Source organism: Chromobacterium rhizoryzae (assembly GCF_020544465.1).
Classification (GTDB): domain Bacteria; phylum Pseudomonadota; class Gammaproteobacteria; order Burkholderiales; family Chromobacteriaceae; genus Chromobacterium.
The window spans coordinates 3,040,277-3,059,212 of record NZ_CP066126.1; the positions used below are offsets into that span (position 1 = coordinate 3,040,277).

17 protein-coding genes are annotated in these 18,936 nt (G+C 66.1%); 2 read left to right on the forward strand and 15 right to left on the reverse strand.

Features of this window, described 5'->3' with window-relative positions; all coding sequences use genetic code 11:
• Positions 1-125 precede the first annotated feature (125 nt).
• The gene (locus tag JC616_RS13630; protein ID WP_227103610.1) at positions 126-884 is read left to right on the forward strand and encodes a substrate-binding periplasmic protein; all 759 of its coding nucleotides are present in this window, start codon (positions 126-128) and stop codon (positions 882-884) included.
• Positions 885-930: 46 nt separating this feature from the next.
• Here JC616_RS13630 and accD read toward each other — a convergent pair whose 3' ends face one another.
• From accD to leuC, 15 genes are all read right to left on the reverse strand, one after another.
• Positions 931-1,800 carry an acetyl-CoA carboxylase, carboxyltransferase subunit beta gene (gene accD, locus JC616_RS13635; RefSeq protein WP_107798739.1) on the reverse strand — a complete coding sequence of 290 codons (870 nt, stop codon included), beginning with the start codon at positions 1,798-1,800 and terminating at the stop codon, positions 931-933.
• Between the two features lie 74 nt (positions 1,801-1,874).
• Positions 1,875-2,663 carry a tryptophan synthase subunit alpha gene (gene trpA, locus JC616_RS13640; RefSeq protein ID WP_107798738.1) on the reverse strand — a complete coding sequence of 263 codons (789 nt, stop codon included), beginning with the start codon at positions 2,661-2,663 and terminating at the stop codon, positions 1,875-1,877.
• Positions 2,664-2,672: 9 nt separating this feature from the next.
• Positions 2,673-3,875 (reverse strand): tryptophan synthase subunit beta, encoded by a 1,203-nt coding sequence (gene trpB / locus JC616_RS13645; protein WP_107798737.1) that lies wholly within the window; start codon positions 3,873-3,875, stop codon positions 2,673-2,675.
• Positions 3,862-4,491: a phosphoribosylanthranilate isomerase gene (locus JC616_RS13650; RefSeq protein WP_227103612.1), complete on the reverse strand. Its 630-nt coding sequence runs from the start codon at positions 4,489-4,491 to the stop codon at positions 3,862-3,864. Before JC616_RS13650 ends, trpB begins: the two co-directional genes overlap by 14 nt.
• 2 nt (positions 4,492-4,493) lie before the next feature.
• Complete coding sequence (gene truA / locus JC616_RS13655; protein ID WP_107798735.1) at positions 4,494-5,285, reverse strand: tRNA pseudouridine(38-40) synthase TruA; 792 nt, start codon at positions 5,283-5,285, stop codon at positions 4,494-4,496.
• A gap of 232 nt (positions 5,286-5,517) precedes the next feature.
• Complete coding sequence (locus JC616_RS13660; protein ID WP_227103614.1) at positions 5,518-8,010, reverse strand: type IV pilus assembly protein FimV; 2,493 nt, start codon at positions 8,008-8,010, stop codon at positions 5,518-5,520.
• A gap of 435 nt (positions 8,011-8,445) precedes the next feature.
• A complete protein-coding gene (locus tag JC616_RS13665; RefSeq protein ID WP_227103616.1) occupies positions 8,446-10,731 on the reverse strand; it encodes a FimV/HubP family polar landmark protein in 2,286 nt (761 codons plus the stop codon).
• A gap of 218 nt (positions 10,732-10,949) precedes the next feature.
• Positions 10,950-11,960, reverse strand: a complete 1,011-nt coding sequence (locus tag JC616_RS13670; RefSeq protein WP_107798734.1) for an aspartate-semialdehyde dehydrogenase — start codon at positions 11,958-11,960, stop codon at positions 10,950-10,952.
• A 152-nt stretch (positions 11,961-12,112) separates the two neighbouring features.
• The gene (gene asd, locus JC616_RS13675) at positions 12,113-13,225 is read right to left on the reverse strand and encodes an aspartate-semialdehyde dehydrogenase (protein ID WP_227103618.1); all 1,113 of its coding nucleotides are present in this window, start codon (positions 13,223-13,225) and stop codon (positions 12,113-12,115) included.
• A gap of 180 nt (positions 13,226-13,405) precedes the next feature.
• Complete coding sequence (gene leuB / locus JC616_RS13680; RefSeq protein ID WP_043592101.1) at positions 13,406-14,470, reverse strand: 3-isopropylmalate dehydrogenase; 1,065 nt, start codon at positions 14,468-14,470, stop codon at positions 13,406-13,408.
• 13 nt (positions 14,471-14,483) lie between these two features.
• Positions 14,484-14,795 (reverse strand): hypothetical protein, encoded by a 312-nt coding sequence (locus JC616_RS13685; RefSeq protein ID WP_107798732.1) that lies wholly within the window; start codon positions 14,793-14,795, stop codon positions 14,484-14,486.
• Positions 14,792-15,571, reverse strand: coding sequence for a class I SAM-dependent methyltransferase (locus JC616_RS13690; RefSeq protein WP_227103620.1), 780 nt, complete (start codon positions 15,569-15,571; stop codon positions 14,792-14,794). Before JC616_RS13690 ends, JC616_RS13685 begins: the two co-directional genes overlap by 4 nt.
• A 13-nt stretch (positions 15,572-15,584) precedes the next feature.
• Complete coding sequence (gene leuD / locus JC616_RS13695; RefSeq protein ID WP_227103622.1) at positions 15,585-16,223, reverse strand: 3-isopropylmalate dehydratase small subunit; 639 nt, start codon at positions 16,221-16,223, stop codon at positions 15,585-15,587.
• 92 nt (positions 16,224-16,315) lie between these two features.
• Positions 16,316-16,453, reverse strand: coding sequence for an entericidin A/B family lipoprotein (locus tag JC616_RS13700; RefSeq protein ID WP_081544472.1), 138 nt, complete (start codon positions 16,451-16,453; stop codon positions 16,316-16,318).
• Positions 16,454-16,472: 19 nt separating this feature from the next.
• The gene (leuC, locus tag JC616_RS13705; RefSeq protein WP_227103623.1) at positions 16,473-17,879 is read right to left on the reverse strand and encodes a 3-isopropylmalate dehydratase large subunit; all 1,407 of its coding nucleotides are present in this window, start codon (positions 17,877-17,879) and stop codon (positions 16,473-16,475) included.
• Positions 17,880-18,049: 170 nt separating this feature from the next.
• Here leuC and JC616_RS13710 point away from each other — a divergent pair, with 170 nt between their 5' ends.
• The gene (locus JC616_RS13710; RefSeq protein ID WP_107798728.1) at positions 18,050-18,829 is read left to right on the forward strand and encodes a helix-turn-helix transcriptional regulator; all 780 of its coding nucleotides are present in this window, start codon (positions 18,050-18,052) and stop codon (positions 18,827-18,829) included.
• Positions 18,830-18,936 lie beyond the last annotated feature (107 nt).

The window sequence follows — 18,936 nt, forward strand, 5'->3', positions numbered from 1 at the left end:
AATTAGCCACTTGCCTCTTACGCTTATAAAAAAGGCAAATCCGGGGAACTTTCCCACCTTGCCAATGGGCAAATCTGGTGACAGCATGTGGATAAGACCGGCAACTCCATGATTGCAAAAAACAAATGACTGCCGCCCATTTTTTAAGCAAGGCCGCGCAACGCCTTCCCCGCCGCCACGCATGTCCGTCGCCCGTCCGACGCGTCCTGCTTGCCGGCCTGCTGCTCGTCGGCGCCGCCGCCGCCGAGCCCCCCATCCGGCTCAACACCCATCAGCAAGCTCCGCTTTCCTTCCGCAAGGAGGACGGCAGCGCCGACGGCCTGGCGGTGCAAGTGGTGCAATGCGCGCTCAAACAACTGCAACGCCCCTACTCCATCGCCTTCCTGCCGTGGCCTCGCGCGCAATGGCAGGTGCAGCACCAGCAGGCCGACGCCTTCTTCACCGCCACGCCGTCCGCGGAGCGCGACGGCTACGCGGTGTTGTCCGCCCCCATCCTGCCTTACGAGCGGCGCTGGTATCTGCTGAAGGACAATCCGCAATCCCCGTCCGGCAGCGATTTCAAGCGCCAGGGCCGCACCGCCGCCTTCAACGGCTCCAATATGGACGACTGGCTGCGCGAACACGGCTACCAGCTCACCTCCACCCCGCCCAATAGCGAACAGCTGGTCAAGATGCTGCTGAGCCGCCGCGTCGACGCCATTCTCGGCAACGCCTACGTGGTGGACGCGCTGATCGCCAAGATGGGCGTGCAGGAGCAGCTGCGCAGCGAACTGGCGCAAAGCCTGCCCTTCGGCGTCTACTTCGGCAAAGCCTTTCTCGCCCGCGAGTCGCCGCAGTTCCTGACGCAATTCAATCGCGCGGTGCAAACCTGCCGCGCCAAATAAAAAAGCCGCCATCTCTGGCGGCTTTTCAATGCGGCTTGGCTGCGGATCAGACCGGAGCCGGCTCCTTCATCAGCAGCGTGGACAGCTCCGCCAGCTTGCGCTTCAGCTCGCGGCGGTCCACCACCATGTCCACCGCGCCCTTGCTCAGCAGGAACTCGGCGCGCTGAAAGCCTTCCGGCAAGGTTTCGCGCACGGTTTGCTCGATCACCCGCGCGCCGGCGAAGCCGATGCGCGCCTTGGGCTCGGCCAGCACCACGTCGCCCAGGAAGGCGAAGGAGGCGGACACGCCGCCCATGGTCGGGTCGGTCAGGATCGAGATGAAGGGCAGCTTGGCGTCGGTCAGCAGCTGCAAGGCCGCGCTGGTCTTGGCCATCTGCATCAGCGAGTTCAAGCCTTCCTGCATCCGCGCGCCGCCGGAAGCGGCCACGCAGATGAAGGGTGCCTTGGCCTCCACCGCGGCGCGCACGCCGCGCACGAAGCGCTCACCCACCACCGAGCCCATGGAGCCGCCGATGAATTTGAATTCAAACGCGGCCACCACCACCGGCATCGATTCGATGCTGCCCTGCATCACCACCAGCGCGTCGTCCTCGCCGGTGTCGCTCTTGGCGGCGGTCAGGCGGTCCGGATATTTCTTGCTGTCCTTGAACTTCAGGATATCCACCGGCTTGACCTCTTCGCCCAACTCGCGACGGCCTTCTTCATCCAGCAGCAGGTTCAGACGTTCGCGCGCGGTCAGCGGATGGTGGTGATTACACTTGGGACACACCTGCAGATTGCTCTCCAGATCGGTGTAATACAACACGGCTTCGCATTCCGGGCACTTGCTCCAAAGCCCCTCCGGTACCGCGGAAGGTTTGTCGGCGCGGTTGTCGCGCTTGATCTTCGGCGGCAGGAGCTTATTCAACCAGCTCATGCTGACTCCTTGATTCTTGGGCCCGCCGCCAAACGGCGGGCACAGTAAAACGGGGGCTGAGCCCCCGCAGTGTTCTATCGGATGGCGGCCTTCAGTTCGGCCACCAGACGGGTTAACCGCTCTTTGGCGGTTTCGGGTGTCGCCGCCTCAATTTCCTGCACCAAACGGCTGCCCACCACCACCGCGTCAGCGGCGGCGGAGATCGCCTTGGCTGTCGCACCGTCGCGAATGCCAAAGCCGACGCCTATCGGTACGGTCAAATATTCTCTAAGGGCAGCAATTTTACGCGCTACGTCGTCAATGTCCAGATGCCCGGCGCCGGTCACCCCCTTCAGAGACACATAATAGACGTATCCGCGCGCCAGTTTGGCGATTTCCGCCACACGTTGCGGCGGCGTGGTGGGCGCGATCAGAAATACCGGATCCAGGCCGTTGGCGGTCAAGGCCGCCGACAGATCGGCGGATTCCTCCGGCGGGCTGTCCACAGTCAGCACCCCGTCGACGCCGGCGGCCTTGGCCGCCGCGGCGAAGTCCTGATAGCCCATGGCGAACACCGGATTCAGATAACCCATCAGCACCACCGGGGTGTGATCGTTGTCGCGGCGGAACGCCGCCACCAGCTCCAGCACCTGGCGCAAACCCACTTTGTGGACCAGAGCGCGCTCGGAGGCGCGCTGGATCACAGGGCCGTCGGCCATCGGATCGGAAAACGGCACCCCCAGCTCGATGATGTCGGCGCCGCCCTCCACCAGGCCGTGCATCAGTTGCACGGTCAGCTGCGGCGACGGGTCGCCGGCGGTGATGAAGGGGATCAGCGCCTTGCCGCCGGCCAGCGCTTCAAAACATTTGGCGATACGTGACATAGCGCCTCCTTACAGAGTGATGCCGGCAAGACCGGCCACAGTGTTGATGTCCTTGTCGCCGCGGCCGGACAGATTGACCAGAATCACCTGGTCCTTGCCCATCTTCGGCGCTTCCTTGACGGCCCAGGCCAGCGCGTGGCTGGATTCCAGCGCCGGGATGATGCCCTCGAAGTGACAACAGTCGTGGAAGGCGCGCAAAGCCTCGTCGTCGTTGATCGCCACGTAGTCGGCGCGGCCGATGTCCTTCAGATAGCTGTGCTCCGGCCCCACGCCCGGATAATCCAGGCCGGCGGACACCGAATGGGTTTCCACCACCTGGCCGTTCTCGTCCTGCATCAGATAGCTCTTGGCGCCGTGCAACACGCCCAGGGGCGCGCCGCCGGAAATCGGTGCCGCGTGCTTGCCGGAATCCAGGCCCAGACCGCCGGCCTCTACGCCCACCATGCGCACGCCGTCCACGCCGATATACGGGTAGAACATGCCGATGGCGTTGGAGCCGCCGCCGACACAAGCCACCACCACATCCGGCTGGCGGCCGATCACTTCCGGCATCTGCACCTTGGCCTCCTCGCCGATCACCGACACGAAATCGCGCACCAGCATCGGATAGGGATGCGGACCGGCCGCGGTGCCCAGGATGTAGAAGGTGCTGTCGATATTGGTCACCCAGTCTCGCATCGCCTCGTTCAAGGCGTCCTTCAGCGTCTTGGAACCGGACTCCACCGGCACCACGGTGGCGCCCAGCAGCTTCATGCGGAACACATTGGGCGATTGGCGCTTGATGTCCTCGGCGCCCATATACACCACGCACTCCATGCCGTAGCGCGCCGCCACGGTGGCGGAGGCCACGCCGTGCTGGCCGGCGCCGGTTTCGGCGATCACCCGCTTCTTGCCCATGCGCCGCGCCAGCAGCGCCTGGCCGATGGCGTTGTTGATCTTGTGCGCGCCGGTGTGGTTCAGGTCTTCGCGCTTCAGATAGATCTGCGCGCCGCCCAGTTGCTCGGACCAGCGCTTGGCGTGGTAGACCGGACTGGGCCGGCCGACGTAGTGCTTAAGCTCGTGGCGGAATTCTTCCCAGAACGACGGGTCGGCCTTGACGCGAGCGTACTCGTTTTTCAGCTCGTCCAGCGCCGCCATCAAGGTTTCGGCGACATAGACGCCGCCATGCGGGCCAAAATGGCCCTGGGCGTCCGGCAGGTCATAACGATCCATGTCTAACTCCTGATATGAACGCCGCCATTCTGGCGGCATCTTTGATTCCCTTGGACGCCTCCACACCGCTGGAGACGTCGACCGCGGCCGGGCGCACCTGCGCCACCGCCGCCGCCACATTGTGTTCGTCCAGGCCTCCGGACAGGATTAGCGGCAGAGGCAAGGCCTCCGGCAGCAAGCTCCAGTCGAAGGTGGCGCCGGTGCCGCCGTGCGCGCCTTCGACGAAGGCGTCGCTCAGCACCGCGCGCGCGTCCGGGTAGGCGGCGGCGATCTCGGCCAGGTCCACGCCCGGCTTCACCCGCACCGCTTTCAGATAAGGCCGCTGGAAAGAGCGGCAGAAGGCGGCGTCTTCCTCGCCGTGGAACTGCAAGATGTCGATCGCGCAGGCGGCCAGCACTTCGCGCACGTACTCCGGCTCCGGATTGACAAACAAGGCCACCACGCTGACGAAGGGCGGCAGCGCCGCGATCACCGCCCGCGCCTGCTCGAGGTCGACATGGCGCGGGCTCTTGGCGTAGAACACCAGGCCGATGGCGTCGGCGCCCAGCCGCGCAGCCTCGACGCCGTCTTCCGGCCGGGTAATGCCGCAAATCTTGATTCGGGTCGTGCCGCCCACTCTCATCTCCACAAAGCCAGCCGCGCGGCGTCCGCCTGCGACGGCAAATCATATGTTTCCGGATAACCCACGCCGGTCAGGTACAAACCGTCCGGCATGAAGGTGGGCGGCGCGAAGGTACGGTCGCGCGCGGCCAGCAAACCCGCCATCTCATCCGCGCGCAAAGCGCCCTTGCCCACGTAGACCAGCGCGCCGACGATATTGCGCACCATATGATGCAGGAAGGCGTCCGCCAGCAGATCGAAGCGGATCAGGCCGTCTTGCTCGCTGATGTCCAGCCGCTGCAAATCCTTGAGCGGCGATTTGGCCTGGCACTCCGAGGCGCGAAAACTGGAAAAATCATGCCGCCCCAACAGATGGGCCGCCGCCTCTCGCATCGCCGCCACGTCCAGCGCCTGATGAAACCAGCCCATCTTGCCGGCCAGCAGACAGGGTCGCACCGGGCTGGTCAGCAGAAAATAACTGTAACTGCGGGAAAACGCCGAAAAACGCGCGTGAAAATCCGCCGACACCTCCCGCGCCCACACCACCGCCACCTCAGCCGGCAGCAAGGCGTTGACGCCGCGCACCCAGGCGTTCAGCGGCCGCTCGGCCGGGCTGTCGAAATGCACCACTTGCATGGCCGCATGCACGCCGGCGTCGGTCCTGCCCGCGGCCAGCGTGCCGACGGCCTCCACGCCGGCGATCTGCGCGATCGCCTGATTCAATCTGTCCTGCACCGTATTGCCATGCGGCTGAGTCTGCCAGCCGGCGAACGCCCGACCGTCATACTCGATGCCGAGCGCTATCCTCATACCCACACCTTCTTCAAACTCCGACGCGGCGCGCCGCGTCGTTTCAGCAATAAAGCACTCACTCTACCTTATCCTGCCCGGTTTGCGCCACGCCCAAACGATGACGTTTGCTGCGAACGCACGAGAAAAGCGCCCAACCGCGGCATAAGACGCCGTCGAAGCAAAACGAAAAGAGGCCGGCTCGCGTCAAGCGCGGCCGACCTCTTCCATGCGCGCGGGCGCGACCGGCGCTTTAGCGGCCGGCCTCCTTCATCAAGGCGTCCGCGGTTTCTTTGTCGCCCATCTCCAGATACAACTTGGCCAACTCCATTTTCTCCTCGTCCGGGCTCGCCGCGGCTGCCGGGGCGGGCGTCGGCGCTGCCGCGACGGGCGCGGGTGCCGGTGTGGGCGCTGCCGCGACGGGGGCCGCGGGAGCGGCCACAGGCGCAGGCTCGGCGGCCGCGGGCGGCGGCGCATCCGCCGCTGGCTCGGGCTTGGCCTGGGCGAACAGCGGATGGCCTGGCGCGACGGTCTGGCCGATTTCGCACACCCTCATCCATAAGGTGCTGTCCTTGCCGAACACGCCCTTGGCGGTGGTGGCCTCGGCGATGAACATCTGCTTGTCCTGCTGGGTGGACAAGACTTCCAGCAATTTGTAGCGCAAATCCTGCCGCATCGGCTCGTGAGCCAAGCCTTCGCGCAGAATCTCCAAAGCCTGGTCGTCGCGGCCGTAGGCCAGGTAGACGTCGGCTTCGGCCACCCGGTCCACCGAGGACAGGTCGATGCCGTCGCCCTTCTTCAAGGAGCTCATCAAGGTTGTCAACGGCCCCAACATCGACGCGCCCGCCGCCGTGCCGCTCAAGGCCGGCGCGGCGGGCTCGTCCTTGCCGCCGCCCTTGCGTTTGCGCCGCGCCAGCAGCAAGGCCACCAGGCCCAGCGCCGCCGCGGCCCCGCCCAGCTTCCAGCGCATGGACTCGTCGGACAAGGCCGCGGCCAATTCGTCCGTCCAGCCATTGGCCGCCGCCGTGACCGGCGCAGCCTTGCTGTCGACAGGCGTGGCCGGCGGCGGCTCGTGCTGAGCGGCCGCTTCGACAACCGGAGGCTTCTCCGCGTGTTCCGCCGTCGCCGCCTGCGGCGCGGACGCCGCCGCGACCGGCATGGAACTGACGGCCGCCACCTTGGGTTCCGGCTTGGGTTCCGGCTTGGTCTCGACCTTGGGCTCCGGCGCGGACTCGGGGCCGGGCTCTCTTTCCGCCGGCGCTGGGGCCGGCGCGGCCTTGGCCGCCGCCTGGCGCTGGTAATCCTGGATTTTCTGTTCCAGCGCCTTGGCCCGCTGCTCGGCTTGCTGCAGGGCCTGGTCTTGCCGCTGCAGCATCTGCTGCAAATGCCTCTCCTGCTGCGACGGCGCGGCCGCTTGCCTCGGGGCTTCCGCCGCCGGAGCCGGTTTGGACGCTTCCTTGGCGACAGGCGGATGCGCCGGCGCGAGCGGAGCGGCCGGCTTGGCCGCCGATTTGGCCTCTACGGGTTTGTGCTCCTGCGGTTTGGATTCCGGTGGCTTGTGTTCCTGCCGCGCGGCTTCCGGCGGCTTGCGTTCCGGGGGCTTCTGCGCCGGAGGCTGATGCTCCTGCGGCGCTCGCGCCTGGGGCTTGCTGTCTTGCGGCGCGCTTTTCTCAGCCGCGCGGGCCTCGGGCGAAACCGCCGGCCGCTTAGGCTCCGCGGCGCGGGCGGCGCTCTGGCCGCGCAGTTGCCACTCCGACGGATATTCCAGCGCCACGCCGGCGCGCAGGCGATTGGCGTCTCCGGCGATGAAGGCCTCGGGATTGCCTTGCAATAGTTGCTGCGCCACCGCGCCCGACTCCCCGCCGCCGCGCACGCGGCTGGCGATGCCGGACAGCGTGTCGCCCTTGAGCACCCGGTACACTTTCAAACCCTGCGTCTTGGCGACGGGGGCCGGCTTGGCCGCCGAATGGGGATCCAGCAACACCGAGTAGTTTTTCTGCGCTTTGAGCTTGCCCGCCGCCACCTCCAGCCGGAAGGCCAGCATCGGCTCGGTCACCGGCTGCTCAGTGCGTAATTGCACATTGAACCGGCCTTTGGCCACTTTTTCGACATGGGGCACAATGGAAGCCACCAGACGCACTTGCTGGGCGTTGGGCTCGCCCTGCGCCGCCACAGCGAACAAGGCCAGCCGCGGCGGTTCCGCCTGATCCAAGGCACTGCCCTGCAAAGTCAGCTCCAACAGCAAGGGTTCGCCCAGACGGGAACGCAGGCGGGCGTCGCTCAGGCCCAAGGAATCCAGCCGCGGCGAGGCGTCGACGCCGGCCAGCGGCTTCTTGCCCTCCTCCCGCGCCGGCGCGGGCTTGTTGCGCGGGCCGTCTCGCCGATAATCCACTTCGAATTCGCGCACTAACCGGCCCGCCGGCCAACTCAGATCCACGGCGAAGCGCAACAGCGGCTCCGGATAACTGGCGGCGCCCTTGACCTGGATTTTCTGAACATTGCCGTCCGGTTTGCGGACGATGGAAAACTGCAGGCTGCCGGCGGAACCGCTGTAAGTGGACAACAGCGGATAGCGGTTGCGATCCGCCAGGCCCACCAGCACATTGTCGGAGGGCTCCTCGTCCACCACCGGAATTTCCGCCAGGAAAGGCTCGCCATCGGCGGACAACACCCGGATCGGCCCCAAGCCGGCCGTAGCGGCCGCCGCCAGACCAAGACCGGCCAGCAGCGACGCGATTTGACTCATGCGTGTCTTGAAAGACATGAACGAATTTCCCCACCCTCATTCTTCGAAGCCGCCGCGCCGCTTGCCTTGGCCGGCAGCCGGGTCTCGACAGGCCCTTATAACGTTTTAATTATTGCAACGAAACTATACAACAACCACTTAGCGAGGATAAATCGGGCGTCCCCGTCTCATTGCATCCAGGCAATGGCCAAAAAAGCCACACATTTTCCGGTTTTTCGCCTAAAAACCACGCACCGGCGCGAGATCGTCAAGCGGCGGGAGGAGTAACTCCATCCCGCCGCTCATTGCCTTTGAAGCCGCCCCATGTCCGCAGCGCCGCGTCGGACGTTCACGACGAGCGCCGCTTCGCAATCCTCATGCGCCAAGCGGACACCCGCTTTCTCAGCCGTTTTCGCCTTGGCTCGCGAGACATTGAACCGGCTCTCAGCCTCTGTCTCAGGCGCTGATCGTGGCCAGCAAGGCCTCGGCCTCCGCCTTGAGCGGTCCCTGCGCCTCGGCGATCAGATCCTGCAATACTTCTTTGGCGCCGTCGCGGTCTCCCATGTCCAGATAAACCTTGGCCAGGTCCAGCTTGGTGGCCAGCGGGTCGTCCAGCACCGACATGCCTTCGGCCTGCGCCGCCGCAGGGGCTTCCGCCTCGGCGGCCGGCGTTTCCGCCAACATGTCCTCGTACAGGGACTCGAAGCCCGCGGGCGGGGCCGCTTGCGGCGCCGGCGCTTCCGCTGCGGCCGGCGCTTCCGCCGCCATGCCTTCCAGATTGAAGTCGAAGTCCAGCAAATTGTTTTCCGCCGGCGCCGCGGGCGCGGGCTCCGGCTTGGGTTCGGCCGCGGGCGGCGTCAGCTCCGTGTCCAGATCGAAATTGAGCAGATTGGCTTCCTCCGCCTTCTCCTCCTCGGCCTGGGGTTCGGCGAACAGCGCGGCCAAGGGATCGTTCTCGGGCGCGGCCGCTTCCGGCGCGGCAATCGGTTCAGGCGCGGCGGCCGGCTCCGTCGGCGCGGCCTCGGGCTCGCCGAACAATTCCCGGTCCAGATCGATGCCGCCCGGGGGCGACGTCGGCGCGGGCGCGGCTTCGATGTCCTCGCCCTCGCCGTCCGACAAGTACAAAGAGTTGGTCGGGTCTATCGAGCGCCCCATCGCCGCGGCCTTGGCCCAGATCGGTCCATGGCCGTCGAAGGTGGCGTGCATTTCCCGCGCCAGTTTTTCAAAGCTGGCGACGTCCGGCCGCGCCGCGTAGATCTCCATCAGCTTCAGCCTGACTTCCTGGCGCGACGGATCTTTGGCCAGCGCGTCCTTGAGGATGTCCTCGGCCTGCACGTCGCGGCCGTAGGCGATGTACACCTCGGCTTCCGCCACCGGGTCGACCTCGGCCGCGTCGATGGCGCCGGCCGCCTGGGTGAAGTTGCTCATGAAGGAATGGCCGCCGCCCACCGACGGCGGCTCCATGCCGGAAGACGCGCCGCGGCTCAGGGCGGCGCTGGTATTGTTGGCGGACAGCGACAAGGGCTTGCCGCCCTTGCGCCTGCGCGCCAGCAGCAGGCCCAGAGCGCCCAACAGGCCCAGGCCGGCCACGCCGCCGCCCACTAGCGGCAGGTGGTCTATCACTTTATCCAGCAGCGAAGGTTCCGGCGGCGGAGGCGGCGCCGCCGGCTTGGCCGCGGGCTTGTGCTCCGCCGGGGCGGGCTTGGCCGCGGGCGCCGGGGCCGGCGCGCTGGCGGCGTGCGCGGGAGCGCTGGCCGCCGCCGGCTCGGCCGCGGCCGGAACGGCGCTGGGGCTGGAGCTGGGCATGGCCGGCAAGGGCTTGCCGGCCTGCAAGGCCTTCAATTGCTCTTCCAGCGCGCTGATGCGCGCCTCCGCGTTTTTCAGCGCCTGCTCGCGCGCCGCCACTTGCTGCTCGAGATCGGTCAGCTTGCCGCCGCCCGGCTCGCTGGGCACCAGCTTCAGCACATCCGAGCCGGCCTTGGCTTCGCCCGCCGGCGCAGCGGGCTGGCCGCCCAGAATGCTGGCCACCTGAGCGGCGCTCAGGGCTTTGATCTTGCGGCTGGTCGGCACTTTCAGCACCGCGCCCAGCTTGAGGCGGCTGACGTCGCCGTCGACAAAGGCGTCGGGGTTGGCCTGGGCCAGCGCGGCCATGGTCTGGTCCAGCGTGGCGCCGCGCGGCCTCACCTTGCCGGCCAGGCCGCGCAGGGTGGAGCCGGACTTCACTTTGAGAATGCCGGGCTGCGGCCGCGCGATGGGCGCGACGTTGCCGCGGTAGCGGCTGGACAGATTGTTGTCGGCGTAGCTGGGCACGTCCTGCACGATGTTGGCGGACGGCGAGGCCATAGAGTAATTGCTGGGGTCCAACAGCACGGTGTACTCGCGCACCGCGCGTCCCGACGAGGTCTTGGCCTCCACCACGAAGCGCAGATAGGGGTCGTTGATGGGGCCGGAAGAACTGATGCGTATCATGGCGCCGCGCGAACTGGGCGCCACGCTGAAGCGCAGCATATTGAGCACCGTGGCGTAATCGACGTTCAAATCCTGAAACGTATCCGCCCCGGCCAGCCCTATCCTCGCGCTCTCCAGTTCCGCCGCCCTTACCCCGGTCAATTCGATATCGGCGCGGAACGGCTCGCCCAGATTGGACCTGACGTTGATTTTCCCCAGCCCTGCCCAGGCGCTGGCGGAGCAGGCCAAAGCCACCGCCAGAACGCCGATTCTGATTTTTGCCTGATGTGTCACTGTCAACCTTCCGGCACGGTTTATCTTGATTTTATTTGCGCTGGCCCAGCGGGCGCAGACGGTAACTGTTGCAATCTTAGGCCCTGCGGCTGTTTTTAGCTAGATTTCATAATGACGCCGTTTACCCGCGATTTCCGCCGCAGCCATGAAACAGGGCGGCACTCTCGCGAATGCCGCCCTCTGTCCGCGCGATGCGCGGCTTCAGCCAAACCGCCGGATCAGATCAAGCCATTCTGCTTTAACAGAGTTTCGGCGATATTCACGCAATTGAGCGCGGCGCCGGCCTTCACATTGTCGGCGGCCAGCCAGAAACTCAGCGTCCGGCCCTTGCCGCGCAGGCGGCTGACCCACACCGCCTCGTTGCCGGTGGCTTCCATCGGCGTCACATAGCCGCCCAGCTTATCCGCGGCCACCACTTGCAAGCCTGCCGCAAGCAGACGTTTGCGCGCTTGCTCCATGTCAAATTCATGTTCGAATGCCGCGTTCACCGCCCAGGCGTGGCCAAAGAACACCGGCACGCGCACGCAGGTGGCCTCCACTTGCAACTGCGGCAGATCCAGCAGCCGCGTCAATTCGCGCTCCACCGAGCGCTCTTCCTCGGACGCGCCGTCCGCGTCCAGCGCGCCGATCTGCGGCAATACATTGAAGGCGATGCGCTTGTCGTAGACCCGGCTTTCGGTCTCGCGCTGGGAGAACAGCGCCGTGGTCTGGTCCGCCAGCTCTTCCATCGCCGCCTGGCCGCTGCCGGACACCGATTGATAAGTGGCCACCGACACGCGCTGCAAACCCAGCGGGCGCAGCGCCGCGAGCGCCAGCGCCAGCGGCGTCACCGTGCAATTGGGCGCGGCGGCCAGCGCGGCTTCGCCGGCGTCCGCCAGCAAGGCGCCGTTGATGGCGGGAATCACCAGCGGTACGCTGTCGTCCTCGCGGAAGGCGGAACTGAAATCCACCACCGCCGCGCCGGCCGCGCGCGCCAGCGGCGCGTACTCGCGCGCCAGCTCGCTGCCGGCCGCGAAGATGGCCAGCGCCACGTTTTCAAAGGCGAAACCGTCGATGGGATGCACGTCCAGCTCCAGATTGCCGTAGGCGGCGGTCTCGCCTTCCTTGTCCGCCGCGTCCACGGCAAAGACCCGGCCAACAGGCAATTGGCGCTGGGCCAGCAGTTCCAGTACCGCCTGGCCCACCAGGCCGGTGGCGCCGACTACGGCGAGCTGAATAGAGTTCGACATCGCTTTACTTTCTCAATCAATCATTGCAAACAGAATACCGCGCGCAAAAAAGGGCACCTCAGTGCCCTTTTCAACTAGGCCGCGCGTTTGACGCGCGGCTCGGCAGTAGGTGCTCGCCAAGGCGAGCCCCAGGCTGCCGCCATTCTACCCTGTCAGCGCTCGATCAGGATACGCAACATGCGACGCAGCGGTTCGGCCGCGCCCCACAGCAGTTGGTCGCCCACGGTGAAGGCGGACAGGTATTCGCCGCCCATCGCCATCTTGCGCAGGCGGCCCACCGGCGTGGCCAACGTGCCGGTCACCGCCGCCGGGGTCAGCTCGGCCATCGAGGCCTCGCGGGTATTGGGCACCACTTTGGCCCAGGGATTGGCGGCGGCCAGCATGGCTTCGATCTCGTCCAGCGGCACATCGCGCTTGAGCTTGATGGTCAAGGCCTGGCTGTGGCAACGCATCGCGCCCACGCGCACGCACAAGCCGTCCACCGGCACCGGGTTGGCGGAGCGGCCCAGGATCTTGTTGGTTTCCACTCCGCCCTTCCATTCTTCCTTGGATTGGCCGTTGCCCAGGTCCTTGTCTATCCAAGGGATCAGGCTGCCGGCCAGCGGCACGCCGAAGTTCTGGCTGGGGAAATCGTCCGCGCGCAGGAAGTCCGACACTTTGCGGTCGATGTCCAGAATGGCGGACGCCGGGTCCGCCAGCAGGCCGGATACCTGGGCGTTGATCGCGCCCATGCCAGACAGCAGTTCGCGCATATTCTGCGCGCCGGCGCCGGAGGCGGCCTGATAGGTCATGGAGGTGGCCCACTCCACCAGATCGTTCTGGAACAGGCCGCCCAGCGCCATCAGCATCAGCGACACGGTACAGTTGCCGCCGACGTAGTCCTTGACGCCGCGCGCCAGGCCCTGCTCGATCACCGCTTTATTGACCGGGTCCAGGATAATGATGGCATTGTCTTCCATGCGCAGCGCGGAAGCCGCGTCCACCCAGTAACCGTTCCAGCCGGCGGCGCGCAGCTGCGGATAGACTTCATTGGTGTAATCGCCGCCCTGGCAGGTGACGATCACGTCCATGGTCTTGAGTTCGGCGATGTCCTTCGCGTCTTTCAGCGCCGGGGCGTCGCGGCCGATGTCGGGGGCTTTGCCGCCCACATTGGAGGTGGTGAAGAACACCGGCTCGGCGATCGCCGCAAAATCGTTCTCTTCGCGCATGCGCTGCATCAGCACGGAACCCACCATGCCGCGCCAGCCAACAAAACCTACTCTCACTGGGTCTCTCCTGGTATCTGTCTGTCAAATCGTCGCGCCCGCCTGTGCGGCGGGCGGCTGTAATGTTGTCACCCCATTGTGCAGCGCGATAAAGCGTCAGGCAATGGGGTATTTCGTTTTTATTGTATTCAAATCAGAACAGACGGTTCGCCCGGCGCAAGCCGGGCGGACCACTGCCATTTACAGCGCCGACACCACCGCATCCCCCATCGCCGAGCAGCTGACCTTCTCGCAGCCGGCCTCGTAGATGTCGGCGGTGCGCAGGCCGCGCGCCAGCACGGTTTTCACCGCGTTTTCCACCCGCTGCGCCGCGTCTTCCAGGCCGAAGGTGTAGCGCAGCATCATCGCCGCGGACAGGATGGTGGCCAGCGGATTGGCCAGATTCTGCCCGGCGATGTCCGGCGCCGAGCCGTGCGAGGGCTCGTACAGGCCCTTGTTGTTTTCGTCCAGCGAGGCCGACGGCAACATGCCGATGGAGCCGGTCAGCATCGAGGCCTCGTCCGACAGGATGTCGCCGAAGATATTGCCGGTCACCATCACGTCGAACTGCTTGGGATTGCGCACCAGCTGCATCGCCGCGTTGTCCACGTACATATGGGACAACTCCACCTGCGGATACTCCTTGGCCACATCTATCATCACCTCTTTCCAGAACTCGGTGGTTTCCAGCACATTGGCCTTGTCCACCGAGCACAAGCGCTTGTCGCGCTTCATTGCGATGCCGAAGGCGACATGGGCGATGCGGCGCACCTCGCCCTCGCTGTAGCGCATGGTGTTGTAGGCCTCGCGCTCGCCCAGCTCGTTGACGGCGATGCCGCGCGGCTGGCCAAAGTAAATGTCGCCGGTCAGCTCCCGCACAATCATGATGTCCAGGCCGGACACCACTTCCGGCTTCAGCGTGGAGGCGTTGGCCAGTTCCGGGTACAGGATGGCCGGCCGCAGGTTGGCGAACAGGTTCAAATCCTTGCGGATGGCCAGCAGGCCGCGCTCCGGCCGCAGCGGACGCTCCAGCTTGTCGTAGGCCGGGCCGCCCACCGCGCCCAGCAGCACCGCGTCGGATTCGCGGCACAGCTTCTGGGTGAACTCCGGATACGGCTGGCCGAAGGCGTCGTAGCCGGCCCCGCCCAAGGGCGCCTGTTCGGTTTCGATGGGCAGACCGTCCTTGCGCAGCACTTCCAGCACGCGCTGCGCCTGGGCGATGATTTCCGGACCGATGCCGTCACCCGGCAAAATGGCGATTTTCATACTGTTTTCCTTTTCAGTCTTGAGGACCGCGCCGGGTCAGCCGCTCCACCAGCGCCCGCTCGCAACATTTGAATACGATATAAGCCGCCATCGCGGCATAGCCGGACGCCAGCAGTTCCAGCAACTGGCGCAGCGCGCCGTCCATCGCCGCCTGCCAGCCGGCGTCCAGCCACAGCTTGAAATTCAATTGCAACAACAGGGCCAGATTGACCGTGCCCGCGCCGAACACTAGAAAGCTCAAGCCCAGCAGCGCGAAGGCCCAGCAGGGATGGCGGTGCAGCCAGGCCATCGCGCCGCGCCGGCCGTCGCCGCGGGCGGCGTTCATGTTCTGGCCCACGACACCATCACGTCGGCGCTGAAGCTGCCGTCCGCCTCGATGGCGAAATAATCGCGCACCTCCCGGCCCATGCGCTGCTGCAGCAGGCGGATGGCCGCGGCCATCTCCGGCGGCGTGCGCATGCGCGCGGTCCAGGCGTCGAAGGCCAGCCGCAGCCGCTGACGGCGCAGGCTGTCCACCGCGAAGCCGGCCTCGGCCAGCATCGCCAGCCATTCTCCGGCGCTGTAATCGCGCACATGGCTGGAATCCCGCAGCACCTCCACCGCCTGCAGATGCGTGTCCAGCAAGGGCTGCCCCGGCGACATCACGTCGATCAGCGCCAGCCGGCCGCCCGGCTTCAGCACGCGCCGCGCCTCGCGCAGCGCCAGGCCCACATCGCCCCAGTGATGGGCGGAATAGCGGCTGAACACCAGATCGAAATCGCCGTCGGCAAAAGGCAGCCGCTCCGCCGCGCCCTGCCGCGTGCTCAGATTGTCCAGGCCGCGCCGGGCCGCTTCAGCCGCCACCACCTCCAACATGGCGGCCGACAAATCGTAAGCCACCACCTCCCGCGCCGGCTCCGCCACCTGAAAGCCGACATGGCCGGCGCCGCAGCCCAGGTCCAGCACCCGCGCCGCGCCATGCTCCGCCGCCGCTTGGCGCAGCTCGGCGAACTCCGCGCCTTCCGCATGCACTTGGCTGCTCAGATAGGCGGCGGCCTGGCCGCCGAACTGCTGCTCCACGTGCTGCTTATGCGCGTGGCCGCCCTGCTGTAGCGCGCTCATCGCCGGCCGCCATTCAGGCGAACAGCCACGGCTGCTCGCCGCGGCGCTTGGCTTCGAAAGCCTTGATTTCGTCCGCGTGCCGCAGGGTCAGGCCAATCTCGTCCAGGCCGCCCAGCAGGCAGTGCTTGCGGTGCTCGGTGATGTCGAAGGGGAATACCTGCCCGGCCGGCGTGCTCACCGTCTGCGCCGCCAGGTCCACGGTCAGCTGATAGCCTTCGGCGGCCGCGCATTCGCGGAACAGCTGATCCACCGCGTCCGCCGCCAGCACGATGGGCAGCAGACCGTTCTTGTAGCAGTTGTTGAAGAAGATGTCGGCGAAACTGGGCGCGATCACCACGCGGAAGCCCTGGTCGTCCAGCGCCCACGGCGCGTGCTCGCGGCTGGAGCCGCAGCCGAAGTTCTCGCGCGCCAGCAACACCTGCGCGCCCTGATAGCGCGGCAGGTTAAGCACGAAGTCGGGGTTCAGCGGCCGCTTGCTGTTGTCCATGCCCGGCTCGCCGTGGTCCAGGTAACGCCATTCGTCGAACAGATTGGGACCGAAGCCCGAGCGCTTGATGGATTTCAAGAACTGCTTGGGAATAATGGCGTCGGTATCCACATTGGCGCGGTCCAAGGGACAGGCCAAACCGGTCAGGGTGGTAAATGCTTTCATCGTCAATGCCGTTTCCGGGCGCTAGCGCCCGCCTTCATTAGAGAGTGCGAGGAGACAACCGCCCCGGCGGACGCCGGGGGCGGGCCGCCGCATCACATTTTGTTGGACACGTCCTTGGCGGCGTTTTCAATCGCCTGCCCGCCCTTGGACACGTCCTGGCCCACGCCCTTCACCGTATTGCAAGCGCTCAGGGTCAGCGCGGCCAGTACCAACAACAGCAGTTTTTGCATGATTCTCTCCTTGGAACGGTTACAACGAACGCACATCGACGAAATGACCGGTGACGGCGGCGGCCGCCGCCATCGCCGGGCTGACCAGATGCGTGCGGCCGCCCTGCCCCTGACGGCCCTCGAAATTGCGGTTGGACGTGGACGCGCAGCGCTCGCCAGGCTGTAGACGGTCCGCGTTCATCGCCAGGCACATGGAGCAGCCCGGCTCGCGCCACTCGAAGCCGGCGGCCAGGAACACCTGGTCCAGGCCCTCGGCCTCGGCCTGCGCCTTCACCAGGCCGGAGCCCGGAACCACCAGCACCTGCTTCACGTTGGCGGCCTTATGGCGGCCCTTGGCCACGCTGGCGGCCTCGCGCAAATCCTCGATGCGGCTATTGGTACAGGAGCCGATGAAGACAATGTCCACCGCGATGTCGTGAATGGGAGTATTGGCCTGCAAGCCCATATAGCTGAGCGCGCGCTCAATGCCGTTTTTCTTCACCGGATCGCTTTCCCGCGCCGGGTCCGGCACCGCGCCGTCGATATCCACCACCATCTCCGGCGAAGTGCCCCAGGTCACCTGCGGCAGAATCTCCTCCGCGCGCAGCACCACTTCCGCGTCGAATACGGCGCCCGGATCGGAACGCAAAGTGCGCCAATACGCCACCGCCTGCTCCCACTGCTCGCCTTTAGGCGCAAACGGCCGGCCTTTTACATAATCGATGGTCTTCTGGTCCGCCGCCACCATGCCCGAACGCGCGCCGGCCTCGATCGCCATATTGCACAAGCTCATCCGGCCTTCCATAGACAGGCTCTCGATGGCCTCGCCGGCGAACTCGATCGCATAGCCGGTGCCGCCGGCGGTGCCAATCTTGCCGATGATGGCCAGCGCCACATCCTTGCCGGTGATGCCGCGGCCCAGCTTGCCGTCCACCCGCACCAGCATATTCTTGGATTTCTTGGCCACCAGACACTGCGTGGCCATCACATGCTCCACCTCGGAGGTGCCGATGCCATGCGCCAGCGCGGCGAAAGCGCCGTGAGTGGAAGTGTGGCTGTCGCCGCACACCACCGTCATGCCCGGCAGCGTGGCGCCCTGCTCCGGCCCCATCACGTGGACGATGCCCTGGCCCTTGTCCTTGAACGGGAAGTACGCCAGCGCGCCGAAGGCCTTGATGTTGGCGTCCAGCGTTTCCACCTGCTGGCGCGAGATCGGGTCCTTGATGCCCTCGTCCCAATGATCGGTGGGCGTGTTGTGGTCCGCGGTGGACACCACCGAATCCACGCGCCACAGCGGGCGGCCCGCCAGCTTCAGCCCCTCGAACGCCTGCGGGCTGGTCACCTCATGCACCAGGTGGCGGTCGATGTACAGCAAGGCCGTGCCGTCCGCCTCCTGGCGCACCACGTGGCTGTTCCATAATTTGTCGTACAAGGTCTGTGCGGTCATGGTGTTTGCTCGAATCCGGTTATTCAACTTGAGACTGCCGCCGGCGCCGCGGGTTTCCGCGCGCCGGGCACAAGGCTCTGCTCCGTGGACTTATCTTGGAGCCAAACTTTCCCGGCAACAAGCCAGTTGCTTATACTAGTAGCGATACTAATACCCAGAGCCCTACGCCCATGACCGCCAGCAAAGACAGCGCGCCGCTGGGCCAATTCATCCGCGCCCACCGCGAACGGCTGAGCCCGGAACAAGCCGGCCTGCCGCCCGGCCAGCGCCGCCGCGCCAAAGGCCTGCGCCGCGAAGAAGTGGCCGCGCTGTGCGACATCAGCACCACCTGGCTGACCTGGATAGAACAGGGCCGCACCCAATCCGTGTCCGCGCCCACCCTGGCCCGGCTGGCCGAGGCGCTGCGCCTGACCGCCGCCGAGCGCGACTACCTGTTCAATCTGGCAGGCCTCAAAGACCCGGAACCGGAATGGCGCGGCCCGTCCGAACAGGCCAAGGCACTGTTAAAGCAGGCCACCGCCCATATCGATTCCCCCGCCTACGTGCTGGACGCCGAATGGCGCGCCGTGGCCTGGAACCCGCCGGCCCAAAGGCTGTTCCGGGACTGGCTGGGCCGGCCGGACGCCAGCCGCAGCCTGCTGGACTTCATCTTCCTGGCCCCGGAAGCGCGCAGCTTCATCGACCAATGGGCGGAGCGCGCCGGCCGCATCGTCGCAGAACTGCGCGCCGATCTCAGCCCGCGGCTGAATCAGCCCGCCATGGCCGCGATGATTGCGGCGCTGGAAGCGAAAAGCCCGGAATTCCGCCAATACTGGCAGCAACAGGACGTACAAGGCCGCGAAGGCGGCAGCCGCGTGTTCCACCACCCCAGCGCCGGCCGCATCGAGCACCAGCAAATCACCCTCAAACTGGCCCAGGCGCCGGAGTACAAGCTGGTGATGCTGCTCTGAGCGCATGCCGGGGACATGGCCATTTCTTTATATTGAACGCTCCCGGGTTTGGGCACACTGCGCCGCACCAACAAAAAGGCGGCGCTAAACGCCGCCCATCCCGCCTC

What these genes read in the sequence shown, in the direction of transcription:
- JC616_RS13630 (WP_227103610.1), top strand. Translation starts at nt 126, where the DNA reads ATGACTGCCGCCCATTTTTTAAGCAAGGCCGCGCAACGCCTTCCCCGC.
- accD (WP_107798739.1), bottom strand. Translation starts at nt 1,800, where the DNA reads ATGAGCTGGTTGAATAAGCTCCTGCCGCCGAAGATCAAGCGCGACAAC.
- trpA (WP_107798738.1), bottom strand. Translation starts at nt 2,663, where the DNA reads ATGTCACGTATCGCCAAATGTTTTGAAGCGCTGGCCGGCGGCAAGGCG.
- trpB (WP_107798737.1), bottom strand. Translation starts at nt 3,875, where the DNA reads ATGGATCGTTATGACCTGCCGGACGCCCAGGGCCATTTTGGCCCGCAT.
- truA (WP_107798735.1), bottom strand. Translation starts at nt 5,285, where the DNA reads ATGAGGATAGCGCTCGGCATCGAGTATGACGGTCGGGCGTTCGCCGGC.
- JC616_RS13660 (WP_227103614.1), bottom strand. Translation starts at nt 8,010, where the DNA reads ATGAGTCAAATCGCGTCGCTGCTGGCCGGTCTTGGTCTGGCGGCGGCC.
- JC616_RS13670 (WP_107798734.1), bottom strand. Translation starts at nt 11,960, where the DNA reads ATGTCGAACTCTATTCAGCTCGCCGTAGTCGGCGCCACCGGCCTGGTG.
- leuB (WP_043592101.1), bottom strand. Translation starts at nt 14,470, where the DNA reads ATGAAAATCGCCATTTTGCCGGGTGACGGCATCGGTCCGGAAATCATC.
- JC616_RS13685 (WP_107798732.1), bottom strand. Translation starts at nt 14,795, where the DNA reads ATGAACGCCGCCCGCGGCGACGGCCGGCGCGGCGCGATGGCCTGGCTG.
- JC616_RS13690 (WP_227103620.1), bottom strand. Translation starts at nt 15,571, where the DNA reads ATGAGCGCGCTACAGCAGGGCGGCCACGCGCATAAGCAGCACGTGGAG.
- leuD (WP_227103622.1), bottom strand. Translation starts at nt 16,223, where the DNA reads ATGAAAGCATTTACCACCCTGACCGGTTTGGCCTGTCCCTTGGACCGC.
- JC616_RS13700 (WP_081544472.1), bottom strand. Translation starts at nt 16,453, where the DNA reads ATGCAAAAACTGCTGTTGTTGGTACTGGCCGCGCTGACCCTGAGCGCT.
- leuC (WP_227103623.1), bottom strand. Translation starts at nt 17,879, where the DNA reads ATGACCGCACAGACCTTGTACGACAAATTATGGAACAGCCACGTGGTG.
- JC616_RS13710 (WP_107798728.1), top strand. Translation starts at nt 18,050, where the DNA reads ATGACCGCCAGCAAAGACAGCGCGCCGCTGGGCCAATTCATCCGCGCC.